The 20,397-nt window shown below is 60.3% G+C and carries 14 protein-coding genes; 4 read left to right on the forward strand and 10 right to left on the reverse strand.

Annotated elements, in window-relative coordinates; translation table 11 throughout:
- Positions 1-310: 310 nt before the first annotated feature.
- Complete coding sequence (gene cysS, locus KGB21_RS25300) at positions 311-1,693, reverse strand: cysteine--tRNA ligase (protein ID WP_223507047.1); 1,383 nt, start codon at positions 1,691-1,693, stop codon at positions 311-313.
- Between the two features lie 14 nt (positions 1,694-1,707).
- Positions 1,708-3,405 (reverse strand): glutamine--tRNA ligase/YqeY domain fusion protein, encoded by a 1,698-nt coding sequence (locus KGB21_RS25305; RefSeq protein WP_223507048.1) that lies wholly within the window; start codon positions 3,403-3,405, stop codon positions 1,708-1,710.
- A gap of 266 nt (positions 3,406-3,671) precedes the next feature.
- On the opposite strand from KGB21_RS25305, the gene KGB21_RS25310 reads away from it, so the two are divergent.
- On the forward strand, positions 3,672-4,175 hold the full coding sequence (locus tag KGB21_RS25310) for a peptidylprolyl isomerase (RefSeq protein ID WP_034146890.1): 504 nt from the start codon (positions 3,672-3,674) through the stop codon (positions 4,173-4,175).
- Positions 4,172-4,924, forward strand: coding sequence for a UDP-2,3-diacylglucosamine diphosphatase (lpxH, locus tag KGB21_RS25315; protein WP_223507049.1), 753 nt, complete (start codon positions 4,172-4,174; stop codon positions 4,922-4,924). Before KGB21_RS25310 ends, lpxH begins: the two co-directional genes overlap by 4 nt.
- A 53-nt stretch (positions 4,925-4,977) precedes the next feature.
- On the opposite strand, the gene KGB21_RS25320 is transcribed toward lpxH, so the two are convergent.
- The 7 genes from KGB21_RS25320 to KGB21_RS25350 form a co-directional block, all read right to left on the reverse strand.
- On the reverse strand, positions 4,978-6,510 hold the full coding sequence (locus KGB21_RS25320; RefSeq protein WP_223507050.1) for a DHA2 family efflux MFS transporter permease subunit: 1,533 nt from the start codon (positions 6,508-6,510) through the stop codon (positions 4,978-4,980).
- Positions 6,511-6,696: 186 nt separating this feature from the next.
- Positions 6,697-7,899, reverse strand: coding sequence for an efflux RND transporter periplasmic adaptor subunit (locus KGB21_RS25325; protein WP_223507051.1), 1,203 nt, complete (start codon positions 7,897-7,899; stop codon positions 6,697-6,699).
- A gap of 15 nt (positions 7,900-7,914) precedes the next feature.
- Positions 7,915-9,384 (reverse strand): efflux transporter outer membrane subunit, encoded by a 1,470-nt coding sequence (locus KGB21_RS25330; protein WP_223507052.1) that lies wholly within the window; start codon positions 9,382-9,384, stop codon positions 7,915-7,917.
- Positions 9,374-9,856 (reverse strand): MarR family winged helix-turn-helix transcriptional regulator, encoded by a 483-nt coding sequence (locus KGB21_RS25335; protein WP_034146885.1) that lies wholly within the window; start codon positions 9,854-9,856, stop codon positions 9,374-9,376. The genes KGB21_RS25330 and KGB21_RS25335 overlap by 11 nt, the downstream gene beginning before the upstream one ends.
- Positions 9,857-10,119: 263 nt before the next feature.
- Positions 10,120-13,794 carry a translocation/assembly module TamB domain-containing protein gene (locus tag KGB21_RS25340; protein ID WP_223507053.1) on the reverse strand — a complete coding sequence of 1,225 codons (3,675 nt, stop codon included), beginning with the start codon at positions 13,792-13,794 and terminating at the stop codon, positions 10,120-10,122.
- The gene (locus tag KGB21_RS25345) at positions 13,791-15,518 is read right to left on the reverse strand and encodes an autotransporter assembly complex protein TamA (RefSeq protein ID WP_223507054.1); all 1,728 of its coding nucleotides are present in this window, start codon (positions 15,516-15,518) and stop codon (positions 13,791-13,793) included. Before KGB21_RS25345 ends, KGB21_RS25340 begins: the two co-directional genes overlap by 4 nt.
- Before the next feature lie 64 nt (positions 15,519-15,582).
- On the reverse strand, positions 15,583-16,233 hold the full coding sequence (locus KGB21_RS25350; RefSeq protein WP_034146983.1) for a GNAT family N-acetyltransferase: 651 nt from the start codon (positions 16,231-16,233) through the stop codon (positions 15,583-15,585).
- 316 nt (positions 16,234-16,549) lie between these two features.
- Here KGB21_RS25350 and xthA point away from each other — a divergent pair, with 316 nt between their 5' ends.
- Positions 16,550-17,362 carry an exodeoxyribonuclease III gene (gene xthA / locus KGB21_RS25355; RefSeq protein WP_223507055.1) on the forward strand — a complete coding sequence of 271 codons (813 nt, stop codon included), beginning with the start codon at positions 16,550-16,552 and terminating at the stop codon, positions 17,360-17,362.
- Positions 17,363-17,515: 153 nt separating this feature from the next.
- Positions 17,516-18,856: a substrate-binding domain-containing protein gene (locus tag KGB21_RS25360; protein ID WP_223507056.1), complete on the forward strand. Its 1,341-nt coding sequence runs from the start codon at positions 17,516-17,518 to the stop codon at positions 18,854-18,856.
- 180 nt (positions 18,857-19,036) lie between these two features.
- On the opposite strand, the gene KGB21_RS25365 is transcribed toward KGB21_RS25360, so the two are convergent.
- On the reverse strand, positions 19,037-20,266 hold the full coding sequence (locus KGB21_RS25365; protein ID WP_034146880.1) for an acyl-CoA dehydrogenase: 1,230 nt from the start codon (positions 20,264-20,266) through the stop codon (positions 19,037-19,039).
- Positions 20,267-20,397 lie beyond the last annotated feature (131 nt).

A 20,397-nucleotide genomic window follows, 5' to 3' on the forward strand; every position in this document is an offset into this window, starting at 1 on the left:
CACTTGGGGCTATGGGTGGCCGCGTGGGGCTAGGGCCCTAAGCGCCGCAAAAAGGTAGGGGCCAGCCACCTGCGCTGCAAATATGGCCCCTACAGTGTGCCTGCGGGGCAGTTGCACGGTGTAGCTTGGTGCTGGCGCCGGTTAGGTGCGCACTGCTCCCTGCTTGGCAAACCATCAGCCCTTCACGCAAGCAATCCGTGTGGGGCTCAGTGTGGGGCCGCCCCCACACACATAGATATTATTCATATAAAACAATAAGTTAAGCAACAAAAAAACCCGCACAAGGCGGGTTTTGTCTGTAACGAAGCAATCAGTCAGCCAGACGCCAAGTGGTGCCGCCCTTTCCATCTTCCAGCACCACACCCATGGCGGTGAGCTGGTCGCGGATGCGGTCGGATTCCGCCCAGTCTTTACCGGCACGTGCCGCCAGACGCGCAGCGATCAGCGCTTCAACTTCAGCTGCATCCACGCGCCCTTCGGCACCGGCTTGCAGGAAGTCGTCGGCTTCGAGCTGCAACACACCCAGCACGCTGGCCAGTTCTTTCAAGCGCGCCGCCAGACCGGCCGCTGCATTGAGATCGCTCTCGCGCAGGCGGTTGATCTCGCGAACCATCTCGAATAGCACCGCGCAGGCTTCCGGCGTGCCGAAGTCGTCGTTCATCACCTGGGTGAAACGCTCGACGAACGTTTCGCCGCCAGCCGGGGCAACGCTCGGCAGGCCTTTCAACGCGTGGTAGAAACGCTCGAGTGCGCCCTTGGCGTCCTTGAGGTTGTCTTCCGAGTAGTTGATCGCGCTGCGGTAGTGGCTCGACACCAGCAGGTAACGCACGACTTCCGGGTGGTACTTGTCGAGCACGTCGCGAATGGTGAAGAAGTTGTTCAAGGACTTGGACATCTTCTCGCCATTGATGCGGATCATGCCGCAATGCATCCACGCGTTGGCGTAGGTCTTGCCGGTGGCCGCTTCGCTCTGGGCGATTTCGTTTTCGTGGTGCGGGAATTCGAGGTCGCTGCCGCCGCCATGAATGTCGAAGGTCTCACCGAGGCAGCAGGTCGACATCACCGAGCACTCGATGTGCCAGCCCGGACGCCCGGCGCCCCACGGTGATTCCCAGCTCGGCTCGCCCGGCTTGGCGGCTTTCCACAGCACGAAGTCCAGCGGGTCCTGCTTGGACTCGTCGACTTCGATCCGCGCGCCGATGCGCAGGTCTTCGATCTTCTTGCGCGACAGCTTGCCGTAGCCCATGAACTTGCCGACGCGGTAGTACACATCGCCATTGCCCGGGGCGTAGGCGTAACCCTTGTCGATCAGGGTCTGGATCATCGCGTGCATGCCAGGGATGTGATCCGTGGCGCGCGGTTCCATATCCGGCTTCTTGATGTTCAGGCGCGCTTCGTCTTCGTGCATCGCCGCGATCATGCGCTCGGTCAACGCTTCGAACGATTCACCGTTCTCGTTGGCCCGGTTGATGATCTTGTCGTCGATGTCGGTGATGTTGCGCACGTAGGTCAGGTCGTAGCCGCTGAAGCGCAACCAGCGCGTCACCAGGTCAAACGCGACCATGCTGCGGCCGTGGCCCAGGTGGCAGTAGTCGTACACGGTCATGCCGCACACGTACATGCGCACCTTGTTGCCATCGAGCGGCTTGAAGACTTCTTTGCTCTTGGTGAGCGTGTTGTAGATCGTTAGCACGTTAGTTCCTTGAATCACTGGCCCCAGGAGTCACGCAGGGTCACGGTACGGTTGAATACCGGAGCGCCCGGTTTCGAGTCCTTGATATCCGCGACGAAGTAACCTTCGCGCTCGAACTGGAAACGGTCTTCCGGCTGTGCATTGCCCAGCGAGGGTTCAGCACGACAACCGGTGAGTACCTGCAGCGAGTCAGGGTTGATGTTGTCCAGGAAACTGGCGCTGTCTTCGGCCTTCTCCGGGTTTGGAGAACGGAACAGACGATCGTACAGACGCACTTCGCACTCGACGCTGGCAGCCGCCGGCACCCAGTGGATCACGCCTTTGACCTTGCGGCCTTCAGGATTCTTGCCCAGGGTTTCCGGGTCGTACGAGCAACGCAGTTCGACGATGTTGCCATCGGCGTCCTTGATCGCTTCGTCGGCGCGGATCACGTAGCTGCCACGCAGACGCACTTCGCCGGTCGGCTCCAGGCGCTTGTAGCCCTTCGGCGGCTCTTCCATGAAGTCTTCACGGTCGATGTAGATTTCGCGGGCGAACGGCAAGGCGCGCACGCCCATGTCTTCCTTCGGATGACGCGGCAGTTCGAGGTTCTCGACCTGGCCTTCCGGGTAGTTGGTGATCACGACTTTCAGCGGACGCAGTACGCACATGGCGCGCGGGGCGCTCTGGTCGAGGTCGTCGCGGATGCTGAATTCGAGCATGCCGAAATCAACCACGCCGTCGGAACGGTTGGTGCCGATCATTTCGCAGAAGTTGCGGATCGATTTCGGCGTGTAGCCACGGCGGCGGAAACCCGACAGCGTGGACATGCGCGGGTCATCCCAGCCATTGACGTGCTTTTCATCGACCAGTTGCTTGAGCTTGCGCTTGCTGGTGATGGTGTAGTTCAGGTTCAGGCGGCTGAACTCGTACTGGCGCGGGTTGGCCGGCACTGGCAGGTGCTCGAGGAACCACTCGTACAGCGGACGATGGCTTTCGAACTCCAGGGTGCAGATCGAGTGGGTGATGCCTTCGATGGCGTCCGACTGACCGTGGGTGAAGTCGTAGTTCGGGTAGATGCACCACTTGTCACCGGTCTGGTGGTGATGCGCGTGACGGATGCGATACATGATCGGATCACGCAGGTTCATGTTCGGCGAGGCCATGTCGATCTTGGCCCGCAGCACGCGTGCGCCGTCCTGGAATTCGCCGGCCTTCATGCGGGCGAACAGGTCCAGGTTTTCTTCGACGCTACGGTCGCGGAACGGGCTGTTCTTGCCCGGTTCGGTCAGGCTGCCACGGTATTCCTTGGCTTGCTCAGGGGTCAGGTCGTCGACGTAGGCCTTGCCGGACTTGATCAGCTCTACCGCCCAGTCGTGCAATTGGTCGAAATACTGCGAGGCGTAGCGCACTTCGCCGGACCATTCGAAGCCCAGCCATTTGACGTCGCTTTCGATTGCGTCGATGTATTCCTGGTCTTCCTTGGCCGGGTTGGTGTCGTCGAAACGCAGGTGCGTGACGCCGCCGAACTCCTGGGCCAGGCCGAAGTTCACGCAGATCGACTTGGCGTGGCCGATGTGCAGGTAGCCGTTGGGCTCAGGCGGGAAACGGGTGACGATCTGCGTGTGCTTGCCCGAGTCCAGGTCTGCCTGGATGATCGGCCGCAGGAAGTTGACCGGCACGGCTGGGCCGGTCTTGGCATTCGAGGTAGGGTCGACAGTGGGCTTGCTCATAGGATCCTTGAACGTACAAGTGCGTGGCCGTTATGAAGGCCGGACAAAACAAAGCCGCTATCATAGCCGATGCCGTCAAGCACCTGACAGAGCGCACCTGCAAACGGTCGCATTTAATAGGCCGTAAATGAAAAACAGCCTCGAAATTCGCGTCTGTCACGCTAAACTGCGCACCTTGGCCCAGACAGGCTGAACCGGTGTGCGGACGAAATGTCCCAAAACCACGAATTCCTTATAAAACTGCTGTTTAAAAAGAGTGCCCGATCATGACCCAAGTCAAACTGACCACCAACCATGGCGACATCGTCCTGGAACTGAACGCCGAGAAAGCCCCGATCACCGTGGCCAACTTCGTCGAGTACGTGAAAGCCGGTCACTACGAAAACACCGTTTTCCACCGTGTGATCGGTAACTTCATGATCCAGGGCGGCGGTTTCGAGCCAGGCATGAAAGAAAAGAAAGACAAGCGCCCAAGCATCCAGAACGAAGCTGACAACGGTCTTTCCAACGATAAGTACACCGTCGCCATGGCCCGCACCATGGAGCCGCATTCGGCTTCCGCACAGTTCTTCATCAACGTGGCTGACAACAGCTTCCTGAACCACAGCGGCAAGAACGTTCAAGGCTGGGGCTACGCGGTATTCGGCAAAGTGACCGCCGGCACCGACGTTGTCGACAAGATCAAAGGCGTGGCCACCACTTCCAAGTCCGGCCACCAGGACGTACCAGCAGACGACGTGATCATCGAGAAAGCCGAGATCATTGAGTGATATTGCTGATTTCAGATTTACATCTGGAAGAGGAGCGCCCGGACATTACCCGGGCGTTTCTGGATTTGCTCGCCGGACGCGCCCGCTCGGCGAGTGCGTTGTACATTCTGGGCGACTTTTTCGAAGCGTGGATTGGCGACGACGCCATGACCCCTTTCCAGCGTTCCATCTGCCAGGCCCTGCGCGAATTGAGCGACAGCGGCACGGCCATTTTCCTGATGCATGGCAATCGCGATTTCATGCTCGGCCAGGCCTTTTGCAAACAGGCCGGCTGCACTTTGCTGAAAGACCCGAGTGTCGTGCAGTTCAACGGCGAACCGGTGCTGCTGATGCACGGCGACAGCCTCTGCACCCGCGACGAAGCCTATATGAAGCTGCGTCGCTACCTGCGTAACCCGATCACCCTGTTCATCCTGCGGCACCTGCCGTTAAGCACCCGGCATAAACTGGCGCGCAAACTGCGCAGTGAAAGCCGTGCGCAGACGCGGATGAAGGCCAATGACATTGTCGATGTCACGCCCGAAGAGATTCCGCGGATCATGCAGCAGTACGGCGTGAAAACCCTGATCCACGGCCACACCCACCGCCCCGCCATTCACAAGTTGCAATTGGGTGAACAGGCGGCGCGGCGCATTGTGCTGGGGGATTGGGATCGTCAGGGTTGGGCGTTGCAGGTGGATGAGCAAGGGTTTGCGCTGGCGCCGTTCGACTTCGCCCCGCCACCGCAGCTTGCCGCCCCCACAATCTAACGCCCCCCTTTGTAGGAGCCGGCTTGCTGGCTCCTACATTGATCGCGTTTGGTTCAATGCCCCGCGGAAGCGGCCGGCCCGGCCTTCGCCGTAAACGGTGGTTTGGCCAGCCACACAATCAATATCAAGCCTATGAACATCCAACCCAACAAGGTGAAGTAGTCCACCGTGGACATGATGTACGCCTGGCTGATCACCATCTGATCCAGCTGGGTATACGCCTTGGCCCCTGCCCCACCCAATTGGGTCAACGCCTCGCGGGTCGCGGGATCGAACTGGGTGATACTTTCGGTCAGGTAGGCATGGTGTTGATCAGCGCGGCGGATCCAGATCCAGGTGGTCAATGACGCGGCAAAACTACCGCCCAAGGTCCGCAGGAACGTGGCCAGGCCCGAACCGTCGGCAATCTGGTTCGGTGGCAGGTCCGAGAGCAGGATGGTCAGGGTCGGCATGAAGAACAGTGCCACGCCGATACCCATAAACAGTTGCACCATGGCGATGTGCTGGAAGTCCACTTCATTGGTGAAGCCGGCGCGCATGAAACAGCTCAGGCCGATCGCCAGGAACGCCCCGCCCGCCAGCAGGCGCATGTCGAACTTCGGTGCGTACTTACCGACAAATGGCGCCAGCAGGACCGGCAGTATCCCCAGCGGGGCCACGGCAAAACCGGCCCAGGTCGCGGTGTAGCCCAGTCGTGTTTGCAGCCATTGCGGCAGGATCAGGTTGATCCCGAAAAACCCGGCATAACCCAGAATTAACACGATGGTGCCGTAGCGGAAGTTGCGGTGAGCGAACAGCCGCAGGTTGACCACCGGATGTTCGTCGGTCATTTCCCAGATCACAAAGAACACCAGGGCCACCACCGAAATCACCGAACCGACAATGATGAAACTCGATTCGAACCAGTCGGCATCGTTACCTTTGTCGAGGACAATTTGCAGCGCACCGACGCCGATGATCAACGCGATGAGACCAACGTAATCCATGGGTTGGCGACTGGTGACCACCGGACGCTTCTTCATCTGTTGCGTGACAACCCACGCGGCGAACAAACCGATCGGTACGTTGATGAAGAAAATCCACGGCCAGCTGTAGCTGTCAGTAATCCAGCCACCAAGGATTGGCCCGGCTATCGGCGCGACGACCGTGACCATCGCCAGTAGCGCCAGCGCCAGCCCCCGTTTTGCCGGGGGGTACACCGCAATCAGCAGGGTCTGGGTCATCGGGTACAACGGCCCTGCCACCACGCCTTGCAAGACGCGGAAGCCCACCAGTTCCGGCATCGACGTGGAAATACCGCACAGAAACGAAGCCAGCACGAACAACAGCGTCGCCCAGACGAACAGCTTCACCTCGCCGAAGCGGCGGCTGAGCCAGCCGGTCAGTGGCAGCGCAATGGCGTTGCTGACCGCAAACGAAGTGATCACCCAGGTGCCCTGCTCAGAGCTCACCCCGAGGTTGCCGGAAATCGTCGGCAGCGCCACGTTGGCGATCGTGGTGTCGAGCACTTGCATGAAGGTCGCCAGCGACAGCCCGATGGTGCTGAGCAACAGGCTGGGTGGCGTGAAAGAGGCGTTATTGCTCATCGCAAATCCTTTGAAACCTGATTGGCGCTACGCCTGTTACAGGCGCAGCTGACCGTGTGGGAGCCTGTTTGGCGAGGGAGCTTGCTCCCGCTCGGCTGCGAAGCAGTCGTAAAGCTTTTGGGGCCGCTTCGCGACCCAGCGGGAGCAAGCTCCCTCGCCACACAGGCTCGCTCCCACAGGGGCGAATCAGCGTTGCGCGGTCTTGCTGGCCGCGGCGCTGTTGTCGTGAATCAGTTGAGTGATCATCGCGTCAGCCTCGGCCAACTGACGGTCATAAATGCTGGTGCTGAACGAGGCCTTTTGCGGTGGCTGTTGCGCCAGCACCGGGCCGCTCTGGTCGCGCAGGTTGACATCGACCACCGTCGAGAGACCTACCCGCAACGGGTGCTTGGCCAGTTCTTCAGCGTTGACGTGAATCCGCACGGGCACCCGCTGCACGATCTTGATCCAGTTGCCCGTGGCGTTTTGCGCCGGCAGCAAGGCGAACGCGCTGCCGGTCCCGGCGCCGAGGCTGTCGACGGTGCCGCTGTAGGTCACGTCGCTACCGTAGAGGTCGGTTTCGATTTCCACCGGTTGGCCGATACGCATGTCACGCAGTTGGGTTTCCTTGAAGTTGGCGTCGATCCACAGCTGATCCAGCGGGATCACCGCCATCAGCGCCTCGCCCGGCTGTACCCGTTGGCCGAGTTGCACGGTACGTTTGGCCACGTAACCGGTGACCGGCGCGATCAAGGTGCTGCGGGCATTGTTCAGGTACGCCTGACGCAATTGCGCGGCGGCGGCCATCACATCCGGATGCGACGAAACAACCGTGTCATCCACCAAGGCACTGGTGGTTTTGAGACGCTGTTTGGCGTCGGCCAGGGCGTTTTGCGCCGAGGTCAGGTCGTCGCGGGCGTGGGACAGTTCTTCCTGGGAAATCGCCCCGCCAGCGGCGAGGTTTTTGCGGCGATTGAAGTTGTCCTGGGCTTTCTGTACTTCAGCCTGTTGCGCATTGACCTGAGCTTTCTGGCCATCGACGTTGCTGTACAAGCCACGCACCTGACGCACGGTGCGGGCCAGATTGGCCTGGGCGCTTTGCAAACCGATTTCGGCGTCGTTCGGGTCGAAGTTCACCAGCACTTGGCCTTCGTGGACCAGATCACCATCGTCGGCACCGATGCTGACCACGGTGCCGGTGACCAGCGGCGTGATTTCCACCACGTTGCCGTTCACATAAGCATCGTCGGTGCTTTCACTCCAGCGACCGTAGAACTCGTGATAAGCCCAGACGCCCGCGCCACCCAGCGCAACCACCACGGCGAGCGCCAGCAACATGATTTTGCGTTTGCCGGCATTCGGGTTTGCCGGAGCATTTTCAGCGGATTGAGTTGTATCGGCAGTAGCCATGACAAGTCCCTTGAATTAGTGAGTCAGCGAGGCGGGCGTGGCGTTGGCCGAGGCAATGGCCTCAGGCTGATAGCCGCCGCCCAGCGCTTGCATCAGTTGGATCGACAGGTCGATCTGCTCGGCATTCAGATTGGCCAGCTGACGCTGGGCCTGGAGCAATTGCTGCTCGATGCTGAGCACGTCCAGGTAGTTACCGATGCCGGAACCGTAGCGCTGGACCACGGTGTTGTAAGAATCCTGGGCGATGTCAGTGGCGTGCTGCTGGGCCACGATTTGCCGGCCGATATCGCGCAACTGGTTGATGCTGTCACTGACATCCCCCAGCGCTCTCACCAGGCTTTTGTTGTATTGCGCCACCGCGAGGTCGTAGTCGGCGTCGCGGGAATCGAGGTCGGCGCGCAAGCGACCGCCGTCGAAAATCGGCACGGAAATCGTCGGCGCGACATTGAAGAAACGACTGGCCGAACCGAACATCGCATCGCCCAGCAACGATTCGGCACCCGCCGCCGCGCTGAGGTTCAAGTTTGGATAGAACCGGGTTTTTCCGGCGTCGATATTCTTGCTCGCCGCCTCGACGCGCCAGCGCGCGGCCACCAGGTCCGGACGACGACCAAGCAGCTCGGCCGGCAGTACCGACGGCAACGCCACGGCGCTGGCCTGAAGGATTTTCGGTCGGGCAATTTCATTGCCGCGGTCCGGGCCTTTACCCAGCAAAACAGCCAAGGCGATTTTCGCGCTTTGCAGACGTTTTTCGGCGTCGATCAGATTGGCTTCGGACGTGGCTGCCAGGCTTTCGGTCTGCTGGAACTGGTACTGGCTGTCAATACCGGAACTCAAGCGACGCTGGCTCAGGTCGAGCATTTGCTTGGTGCGCTTGAGGTCTTCGGCGGACAGGTCATAGACGATGTGCGCCTGCCCCAGATCGCTATAGGCACGGGCAACGTCGGCAGACAAGGTCAACTGCGCTGCCTGCTGATCGACTTCGGCGGCGCGGGCCTGGCCCAAAGCCGCTTCCCAGGCGTCACGCTGACCGCCCCAGAGGTCGAAGTTGTAATTGAAGCTGGCGCTGATGTTACGCACCGTGGAATACGCGTCGCCCTGACCGAGCGGGTCTTGATCGCGGGCCAGACGCGAACGGCTGACACCGGCGCTGGCATCCACGGTCGGCATCCGCGCAGCGTCGGCGGCATACGCGGCGGCGCTGGCCTGATGGGCGCGGGCGTCGGCGATCTGCATGTCCGGGCTGTCGTGCAGGGCTTCGCGGATCAGACCGTCGAGCTGAGGGTCGCCGAGGCTTTTCCACCAATCGCTTTTCGGCCAGGCCGCGGGCGACAGTGTCACACCGCTGAGGGACTGCCCGGCCTTGAGGTTCTTCGCATCGAGGCTGACACCGTCGGTGTTCAGGCCGCTGTAACTGGCGCAACCGGCCAGGCTCATGGCCAACAGCACCACGCTCAGGCCGCTGCGCAAGGTTTTACTGTTCATCGTTACCACCTACTCGCAGCAAAGTGATCGAGTCACCCGCTGCTACCAAAATTTTCTTCAGGATCTTTTCCAGGGTTTCCAGTTCTTGCGGCGTGACGACTTCGACCAGCTCGTTCATCGCCTCGGCACCGATGTGCGGCAGGCGATCGGCCAGCGTCTGGCCCTCTGCGGTCAGCACCAGTTGCACCTGACGGCGATCCGCTTCAGAGCGTTGGCGGGCAAGGAAACCTTTCTGTTCCAGACGATCGAGCATGCGGGTCATCGAACCGCTGTCGAGGGACAAATGCCGGCACAGCTCGCCCGGCGTATCGACGCCGAACTGGGCCATGATGATCAGCACTTTGAACTGCGCGGCGGTGATGCCGTGGGGTTCCATGTGCGTGTCGATGATCCGGTCCTTGAGCAGCGCGGCGCGCCCGAGCAAGAGACCGAGATGGCAATTGTGGAAGTTGTCTGGGGTGAAATGCTTCATCTGACCACCAATTAGCTGCCTAGGCAGTGAATGTATGTCGAGATGTTACTGCCTAGGCAGCCAATGTCAACGTAATAGTTAGGTTGCTTTGTATTTAGTTGACCAATGGTGTCGGGTATTGCCACAAACTTTGTGGCGAGGGCGCTTGCTCCCGCTGGGCTGCGGAGCAGCCCCAATTGGAGGGATTTGTGGGTGACTTCTTCGGGGGGCCGCTACGCGGCCCAGCGGGAGCAAGCTCCCTCGCCACAGGTGATTTGCAGGGCTTAGAAGTCCCGCTTGTAGAAGATGTCCAGCGAACTGGCCACGCCGCCGGCGGCTTCGAGGTAGACCTTTTTGCTCAACTTGTAACGCAGGGCAATGGTGTTGGCCGGTTCAAACACGCCGACGCCATAACGCAGGCTGAGCTTCTCGGAGAGGTTGCCGCTGGCGACTACGCTGGTGGCATCGCCGCTGCCTTCGGTGTCGAGCTGGAAATCCTCGATGCCGAGGTTCTTCGCCAAACTGCCCGTCACCTTGGAACTGCCCATCAAGCCCAACCCGAGGGCGGCCTGGGCGAGCATGTTGTTGTCTTCACCGTTGCTGGCCAGTGGACGACCCAGCACCAGATAGGACAACGCCTGCTCCTGACTCATGGCCGGCTCGGAGAAAATCTGCGTGGTCGGCTGCTCGGCGCTGCCGCTCAGGCGGATGCCGGCAATCACGTCGTCGGTCTGGCGAATCGCTTCGATGTCGAGGTATGGCTGATCGATTGGCCCGGCAAACAGCAACCGCGCCCGACGCACCGTCAAGCGCTGGCCGTAGGCACGGTAACGCCCATCGTTGAGCCAGAGTTCGCCACGGGTGTCGAGGTTGTCACCAATGTGCACATGACCTTGCAGGTTCGCCGTCAGGCCAAACCCGGCGAAGCTCAGTTTGTCCTGGCCGACCACCACATCGATGTCCATGACCGTGGCCATCGGCGGTTTGCCCTCTTCAGTCTGCTGGCCGACGATCACCGTGTCATCGGAGACCTTGACCGTCGATGGCGGCAGCTCGCGAATGGTGATGTCGCCCTTGGGCACCAGCACTTTACCGGCGACCGCCAGTTTGTCGTCCTTGATCGAGATCTTCAGGTCCGGCGCCACTTCAAGCTTGGCATACGGCTCGACGGTGACCGGCAACTGCGAACCCTTGAGCGCCAGATCCACCACCAGCGCCTGGCCCCAGGCGATATCGCCGGTCAAACTGCCCTGCCCGGTCTTGCCGCTTTTCCAGCCGCCGTTCAACTGCACGGTTTCGCCGGCGATCACCGCGCGAAGCTGCAAGTCTCGCAGTTCCATCGGCAACTCAGGCCCGGACACTTCGCCGTCACTGAGCAGCAAGTTGCCGTTGACCTGCGGTGCCAAGAGTCCACCGGAAATCGTCCCGCTGCCATTCAAGCGTCCGGTCAGTTTCTCAACCATGGGCACAAACGGCCGCGCCACCGACAAGTCCAGACCGTTCAAGCGGAACGAACCGGTCACCGGTTTATTCTTCGGCAACGGGTTGATCTGTGCTTGAATCATCAATTCGCCAAGCTTGCCGCCGACGAAATTGAGATCGGTGTCGATGCGTTTTGGCGTGAGTTTGCTGGTGAGTTTCAGCGTCTGGTACGGGAAGTCCAGCCACTGATCCTTTTCCTTCACCCGCAACGTGCCACCGCTGGCATCGATGCTGATCAGGCCATTCGGACCGCTCGCTGGCAGATCCAGCTGCACATCAGCATTGAGCCGGCCTTGCCAGGCGAAGTCTTTCGGCAGCCACTGCGCGAGGCTGTCGATGGGGAATTGCTTGAGGTGATAACGCAGCTTCGGCTCTGGCATCAGCCGTTGGTCTTCACCGCACAGACTGGCCGGGCCGGACATCCAGCAATGGGCGCCGAAGTTGATTTTGCCGTCCGCCAACCGTTCGAGCTTCGCCGGGCCTTGCAGCTTCCAGTCCTGGCCACCGGCCTGGATGTCGCCAGTGGCCAGACGCCCGCGCCAGTTGCCTTTGTCCAGCGCGCCGTCCAGCCCGAGGGCCATCTTCAGCTTCGGCCCTTGCAGGTCCAGAGCGAGCTTCTGATTCTTGATGTCGCCCTGACCACTGGCGGTCAACGTGCCGAGCGAGGTATCGCCGGTCTGGATACCGCTGCCCTTGAGGTCGATTTTCCCCCGTTGCGCGCTGTCGAGCGTGGCGTCCAGGTTCAGGCTTTGCAGGCGATTGTCGGCGAACGCCAGTTGCGTGCCTTGCAACCCGAGCTTGCCTTGCGGCGCCTTGAGCGTACCTGCCACATCGACCCGGCCATTGATTTGGCCACGCAGTTGCGGCCAGAGCTGCGCCAGTCGCGGCAACTTGATATCGATCTGTCCGGTGAGTTTCTGTTGCAGGCTGCCCTTGCCGCTGATGCTGTTGTCGCCCAAACGGATTTGCAGCGCATTGAGGTTCCATTCCTCGCCGCCGCCATCGGCCTTGGCTTGCAGGACGGCCGGTTGCCCACGCAGCTTGCCCTTCAGATCGAGGTCGGCGGACAGGCTGAGTTTTTCATTCTTCATCTCGCCTTTGCTGCGCAACGGTCCGGCGAGAGTGCCCGGCAATTCCGCGACCCAATACGCCGGGTTGATCGCCGACAGGTCCAGCGCGGTGTCCCAGGCAATGCCGTCGGCAAATTGCAGGTTCAAGTGCCCTTCAGCCTTGCCCTGCCCCGCCGTGAGTTGAATTTGTTGAAGGTAGATTTTGCTCAGGTCGCCAGCGAACGGGCTGGTCAGGCTGAACGCCCCCGCCGGGCCGTCCAGCGCGGCGTTGAAGTTGCCGAGGTATTTGCCATCGGTGTAGGAGACTTCGCCGTTGAAGCTGCGCAGCGCCACTTCCGGTTCGTCGATCAGCGGATAGAGCCGATGCCACGGGAAGTCCAGCCAGTCGATTTTCGCCTCGGCGCTCAGACCTTTGCTCCAGTCGAGTTGTCCGGTGAGCTTGAGGTTTTGCTTGTCGTTGGCGGTGAGGTCCAACGCATCGATTTGCGCGCCGTTGGCGTCGACCTTGCCTTGCAGCGCCAGGGCCACCGGCCCCTCCTCGGCGGGCAACGTGGCATTGCCGATCAGTGCATAGCCGTTTTTCAGATCGCCGGCGCCGGTGAGTTCCAGTTGATTGAGTTGCAGGGTGTCCGGCAGATCGGCGCTGGGTTTGAAGCCGTCAGCGGTGATGCGCACCTTGGCCGGCAGGTTTTCCACCAGAGGTTGCAATTCGCCGCTCAGTTGCCCGTTGAGGTAACCGCTGCTGTCAGCTTTCAAGTTCAGGGTTTTCAGCAGGTCGCCGTCGATCTTCAGGGCCAACGCCCATGGCTCGGTGCCTGGCGCCGGCAGGGTCAGTTTGCCTTCGACATTGAGCGGCCAGTTGCCACGGGGTTGCAGCAAACCAGACAGATTCAGACTCAATTCATCCCGGTGCAATGCAACGGAATCGATCTGCAAACCCTCTGCGGTCCAGTGCGCCGCCAGTTGCAGGCCTTTGAGCTGTTCGCTGCCGTTGAACACCAGGCTACCGACCTTCACGTCACCCAGCTCAATGGCCAACGGCAAGTCCAGGTCAGGAAGCTCGATAGCGCCGCTGCTGTCTTCGTCGGTGCCCGGCGGAAATTGCAGGCTGACCTGATCGGCCTGCAATTGTTTGATGCACAGTTTCATGCGCGTCAGGCACAGCGGTGACCAGGCGAAAATCACTTTGCTCAGTTCAACCTTGCTGGTGTCCTGCTGCCACAACACATGGTCAGCGCTCCACTGCCCGCCCAAGCGGCCCTGGAAATTATCGAGGGTCAGGCCCGGCACAAACCCCAGCGCCCAGCGACTGCCCGTCGCCGTGCCTAGCACCGTGGTCAATGTCAGGACTACCAGCATCAACAGCGCCAGAATAGCCAGCAGCGTTATTTTCAAACCACGCTTCACAGCTCAGGCCCCATGGAAAAGTGCAATCGAATGCCGCCATCGTCGTCCATCGCATGGGCCAGGTCGAGGCGAATCGGCCCCACCGGCGAGACCCAGCGCACGCCGATACCGACCCCGGTCTTGAGGTTCGGCAGTTCGAGTGAATTGAACGAGTTGCCCTGGTCGATGAACGTTGCGACCCGCCATTTTTCGGCGATGGAATATTGGTATTCGGCGCTGGCGGTGACCATGTAGCGACCACCGATGCGATCACCCTGGGAGTTTTCCGGGGACAGGCTCTGGTAGTCGTAACCGCGCACGCTCTGGTCGCCACCGGCAAAGAATCGCAGTGACGGTGGTATGGATTTGTAGCCATTGGTGGCGCTACCGCCAACCTGCACCCGACCGAGCAAGCGGTGCTTGTCGAACACCGTGGTCAGGCCTTTCACCAACGCCGTGCCGTAGAGCAAGTTGTTGTCCGAGCCCAAACCTTCCTTGGCCACTTTGGTTTCGAATTGCAGGCGATAACCGTTGTGCGGGTCGATGCGGTTGTCGCTTTTCAGGTACGAATAACTCACGCCCGGCATCAACAAAGTGCTGAGACCGGAGTCGTCACCGAGCCGATATTCCTCGCGCTGCCATTTCAGCGAAACCACTCGCTGCCAGCCGCTTGGCAACTTGCTGTGCCACTCCGGGCCGACGGTGAGCAGTTTGCTCAGGCTGTCCTTGTCGGCGATTTCTTCTTTTTGATAACCACCGGCGAAACGCAGTTTGTCGGTCAGTGGCGGGTCCAACGGAATGTCATAGAACACGCCGACGTTTTGCCGTGGCGCCGAGACTTCGGTCTCCCAGCCATAGCTGTGCCCTTGCGGGTTGACCCAGTGCCGGGTCCAGTTGGCCTTGACCCGTGGACCGACGTCGGTGGAGTAACCGAGACCGAGGCCCATGGTCCGCGGCTTGCGGGTTTCGAGTTTGACGTCCACCGGGATCACATCGTTTTTTGAGGCTGTCGGTGCCGCGTCGACCCGCACGCCCTCGAAGTAGCCACTCGATTGCAGCGCCTGGTTGAGTTCGGCGATCAGTTCGGAGTCATACGGCGTACCGGCCTTGAACGGCACCATGCGTTGCAGCAGGTCTTCGTCGAACGGCGTGTCGCCCTCAAAATTGACTTTACCCAAGGAATAACGCGGGCCGCTGTTGTAGATCAGTTCGATATCAGCGACGCCAGCACGCGGGTCAACCGACAGTTTCGAACGGGTAAAATGCCCACTGAAAAAGCCGTAGCGCGAAGCCTGGTTCTGAATCAGACGTTTGGCGTCTTCGTAATGGCCATGGTTGAGCACCGCACCGGTTTTCAGCGCAGGGTCGTCAGGCACACGAAAGGATTTGAGCGAGGCTGCCGGACCGTCGACGCGGATCGTGACGTTGCGCAAATGCACCGGTTCGCCGGGGTCGATGGTCAGAATCAGGCGCGGCGTCTTGCCGCCCTTCACGTCGCTGTCGATTTGTGGCTGGTAGTAACCCAAGGCCTGGGCGGCCTTGCGCGCCTGCTCCTCGGCACCGCGACTGAAGCGCAGCAAGGCTTCTTCGTCACGATCGCCGAGACTGCCGATATAGCCTTCTATATTGGCTTTCAGTTCATCGTTGGACGGTTTGATCCGCACATCCAATTCACTTTGCGCCAGCGCCGCGCAGCTGGAAATCAGCATCAGCACGCCACTGGTAATTCTTCCTGGAAACTTCATAGGCGCGGATGCTATCACGAGCTGGGAGCGTGATAGAGCATGGCGCGCCCGGAAAGTTCGGCCTTTATGCCGATGCGGTTTGCAGCACCTGGGGATTGGCGTGAAAAAACACATGTTCGCGGATCGGTCCTACGGCGACCTCGCCGATTTCCTCGTAGCCCTGGCGCTTATAGAACTCCAGGTAACGCGGATTGCCAGTGTCGAGGATCACACCTTGAGAGGTTTCATCCACCGCGCACCAGTTATGCACCGCTTGAAGAAGTTGCTCGCCGAAATGTTTACCCTGGAATTGCGGATGAATGCCCAGCAACGGCAGCACATGCACCGCATCGGACGGCGAGCACGCCGCCACCGCATCGTGGTACTCGAGGTAACGACGCGTGCAGCGAAACCCGGTGCTGAGCACCATCCGCAAGCGCCATGCCCAACTTTCGGTGATGCCCAGTCGACGTTGCGGCGGTGCGATCAGGGCGATGCCGATCAAGCGGTCGTTGACCAGCAGGCCGATGGCCGGCAAGTCCTGCAGAAAATGCTGTTTGACCAATTCCCGCACCGTGGCGCGGACCCGCTGCTCATAGCCGGGACGTTCGGCTTCGAACAGGTAGCCGAATGTCGGCTCATGTCGGTAAGCCTGATACAACAGCGAACGCGCTTCGCGGGAATAGCCGCTGTCGAGCATGTGGATATCGGCGATGGCGGTGGACGTTTCGGGCATGACGGTCATTCTCCCCGGCACAGCTCGGATGGCTGCGCTCTTATTGGTACGAGCCTTTGGGTGGCGACACAGTTCCCCCACAGGTATAGACCAGACTCGCGGATCAGTCAGTCAATATAAAAGTTGGCTGCACTGGCCTCATCGCGGGCAAGCCCGCTCCTACAGGAAATGTGCCAAACGCGAGACCTGTGGGAGCGGGCTTGCCCGCGATAGGGCCAGTTCTGTCAACAGCAAGCTGCGGTGAATTCCCCTACCCCAACACTGGCCCGATTCCTACAGGTCAGCTAGCATCGCCCTTTTGCCAGGACTGCCGACCATGAAGATTGTCTCCTTCAACATCAACGGGCTGCGCGCCCGTCCCCATCAGCTGGCGGCGCTGATCGAAAAACATCAGCCCGACGTGATCGGGTTGCAGGAAACCAAGGTCCACGACGACCAGTTCCCGCTCGACGAAGTCAGGGCCCTGGGCTACCACGTGTATTTCCACGGGCAAAAAGGTCACTACGGCGTCGCCCTGCTTTCGCGCCAGGAACCGCTGGCCTTGTACAAAGGCTTCGCCACCGATGAAGAAGACGCGCAACGTCGCTTCATCTGGGGCACATTCGCCGATGCCAACGGCGTGCCGGTGACGATCATGAACGGTTACTTCCCACAGGGCGAAAGCCGCGACCACCCGACCAAGTTCCCGGCCAAGCAACGCTTCTACAGCGACTTGCAGCAACTGCTGGAAACCCAGTTCAAAAATGATCAACCCGTTGTCGTCATGGGTGACGTGAATATTTCCCCGGAAGACTGCGACATCGGTATCGGCCCGGACAACATGAAGCGCTGGCTGAAAACCGGTAAATGCAGCTTCCTGCCGGAGGAGCGCGAGTGGATGGCGCGCTTGAAAAACTGGGGCCTGGTGGACAGCTTCCGTCACTTGAATCCGGAAGTGGCGGATGTCTTCAGCTGGTTCGACTACCGCAGTCGCGGTTTTGAAGACACACCCAAGCGTGGGCTGCGCATCGACGTGATCCTGGCGTCCCACGGCTTGTTGCCACGGGTTAAAGCGGCGGGCGTCGACTACGAACTGCGCGGGATGGAAAAACCATCGGATCATGCGCCGATCTGGCTTGAATTGAGCTAAAAAGCAGAAGATCGCAGCCTACGGCAGCTCCTACAGGAAAACGGCGTTCCCACTGTAGGAGCTGCCGTAGGTTGCGATCTTTTGACTGTCATCTTTTGGAAACCTTACTGACTTAATCTCCCGGCACCTCTTTTAGCCATTTAAGGTGCCGGCATGACGCTGCGCGTGTTGTTCCTGTTAATGATGTGCAACTGGCTGCCACTGACGGCATCGGCCAGCGACTTGCCGATGCCCGAACGAGGCCCGGTGCTGCGCATCCAGGGCTCCAACACCATCGGCGCGGCACTCGGCCCGGCACTGGTCGAGGGGATGTTGCGCGAACAGGGCCTGATCAAGGTGCACAGCGAAGCACCGGACAAGGCCAACGAACTGCGGATCGTCGGCGAAACCGTTCAGGGACGCCGGATCGAGGTGGAACTCGCGGCCCACGGTTCCAGCACCGGTTTTACTGCGCTGAAATCCGCCACGGCTGATCTCGCCGCTTCGTCGCGCCCGATCAAAGACAAAGAGCTGGTTGATCTCGAATCGTTGGGCGACTTGAAAAGCGCCGGCGCCGAACAGGTCATTGCCATCGACGGACTGGCGATCATCCTTCATCCGGACAATCCGCTGCATCAACTCGACACCGTGCAACTGGCGCGCATTTTCAGCGGCGAGGTCAAAACCTGGGAAGAACTCGGCGGCAGCGGTGGGACGATTCATCTGTATGCGCGGGATGATCAGTCCGGTACGTACGACACGTTCAAGGAATTGGTCCTCAGTGGCCGTGGGAAAAGTCTGAGCAGTGCCACGCGCCGCTTTGAGTCCAGCGAACAGTTGTCCGACGCAGTCAGCCGCGACCCGCAAGGTATCGGCTTCATTGGCCTGCCCTACGTGCGTTCAGCCAAAGCCGTGGCGATTGTCGACGGTCAATCGCAAGCCATGCTGCCCCTCAACAGCCTGATCGCCACGGAAGACTACCCACTTTCCCGGCGATTGTTCTTTTACTTGCCGCCTAACGGGAAAAATCCCTGGGCCCAAGCGCTGGTAGCCTTCGCCCAAAGTCGCCAGGGCCAGGCGATTGTGGCCGCCAACGGATTTATCGCCCAGACCGTGCAGGCCATGGCCGTCACCCCGAATGCGTTGATGCCCGAGGGTTATCAGGGACTCAGCCGCCACGCCCAGCGTTTGTCGGTGAATTTCCGCTTCGAAGAAGGCAGCGCCAGCCTGGACAACAAGGCTCGCCAGGACCTGTCACGCGTCCTCGACTATATAAAGCAGAACGACAAAAGCGATCGGCAGGTAACACTGGTGGGATTCGGAGATGCCAAGAGCGACCCCGCACGTGCGGATCTGCTGTCGAAACTGCGGGCCATGGCGGTGCGGCGGGAATTGGTGAAGAGCGGCGTGGTGTTGCGCGAGGTTCGTGGCTTCGGCGCAGAGATGCCGGTGGCGGCCAATAGCGCGGATGAGGGGCGGATCAAGAATCGGCGGGTTGAGGTTTGGGTGTATTGAATTGAAATACTGAACAATGTGGCGAGGGAGCTTGCTCCCGCTCGGCTGCGCAGCAGTCGTAAATCAAACAACCCGGTACATCTGAACCAAACGGGTTGCCAATCTGGGGCCGCTTCGCGACCCAGCGGGAGCAAGCTCCCTCGCCACAAGTATTCACTCAACAAAAAAGATGCAGGGGCCTTACTGCCCGCTACGCATCATTTCTTTCGGCACGTACTTGCCGATTTCGAACTTGCCGATCGCCGCGCGGTGTACTTCGTCCGGGCCGTCAGCGAGGCGCAGAGTGCGCTGCATTGCGTACATATAGGCCAGCGGGAAATCGTTGGAAACCCCTGCCCCGCCGTGCATCTGGATCGCCCGGTCGATCACTCGCAACGCCACGTTCGGCGCCACAACCTTGATCTGCGCGATTTCGCTCTTCGCCACTTTGTTACCGACGGTGTCCATCATGTACGCCGCTTTCAACGTCAGCAGGCGCGCCATGTCAATTTCCATCCGCGAGTCGGCGATCTTGTCGATGTTGCCGCCCAAACGCGCCAAGGGTTTGCCGAACGCCGTGCGGTTCACCGAGCGTTTGCACATCAGTTCCAGCGCACGCTCGGCCATGCCGATCGAACGCATGCAGTGGTGAATCCGGCCTGGGCCGAGGCGACCTTGAGCGATTTCGAAGCCGCGTCCTTCACCCAGCAGGACGTTTTCGTACGGCACCCGCACGTTTTCAAACAGCACTTCGGCATGACCGTGTGGCGCGTCGTCGTAACCGAACACCGGCAGCGGACGCAGGATCTTCACACCGGGGGTATCGACCGGCACCAGGATCATCGAGTGCTGTGCGTGGCGCGGCGCGTCGGGGTTGCTCAAACCCATGAAGATCAGGATTTTGCAGCGCGGATCGCAAGCACCTGAAGTCCACCACTTCTTGCCGTTGATCACCCACTCGTCACCATCGCGCACCGCACGGGCGGCCATGTTGGTGGCGTCGGAGGACGCAACGTCCGGCTCGGTCATGGCGAAGGCCGAGCGGATCTCGCCGCGCAGCAGCGGTTCGAGCCAGCGTTGTTTCTGTTCTTCGTTGGCGTAGCGCACCAGCACTTCCATGTTGCCAGTGTCGGGCGCCGAGCAGTTGAACGGCTCGGGGCCGAGCAGCGAGCGGCCCATGATTTCCGCAAGAGGCGCGTATTCGAGGTTGGTCAGGCCGGCGCCGAGCTCGGACTCAGGCAGAAACAAATTCCACAGGCCTTCGGCCTTGGCCTTGAGTTTGAGTTCTTCCATGATCGCGGTCGGCTGCCAGCGATCACCCTCGGCGACCTGGCGTTCGAACACGGCTTCAGCGGGATAAACGTAGGTGTCCATGAACGCAGTCACGCGCTCACGCAGTTCTTGCACCTTGGGCGAATAAGCGAAATCCATGGGCAGCTCTACCTTTTTAACGGGGTTCAGAGGAGTTGTTCAGGTCATGCAATCGATGCTAGAACAGCTACGAAAATTTACCTAGCCTATTCTCGGCGTGTATTAACATTCATCACCGATATATGATCGAC

The sequence above is a fragment of the Pseudomonas sp. GL-RE-29 genome (assembly GCF_019947275.1).
Classification (GTDB): domain Bacteria; phylum Pseudomonadota; class Gammaproteobacteria; order Pseudomonadales; family Pseudomonadaceae; genus Aquipseudomonas; species Aquipseudomonas fluorescens_A.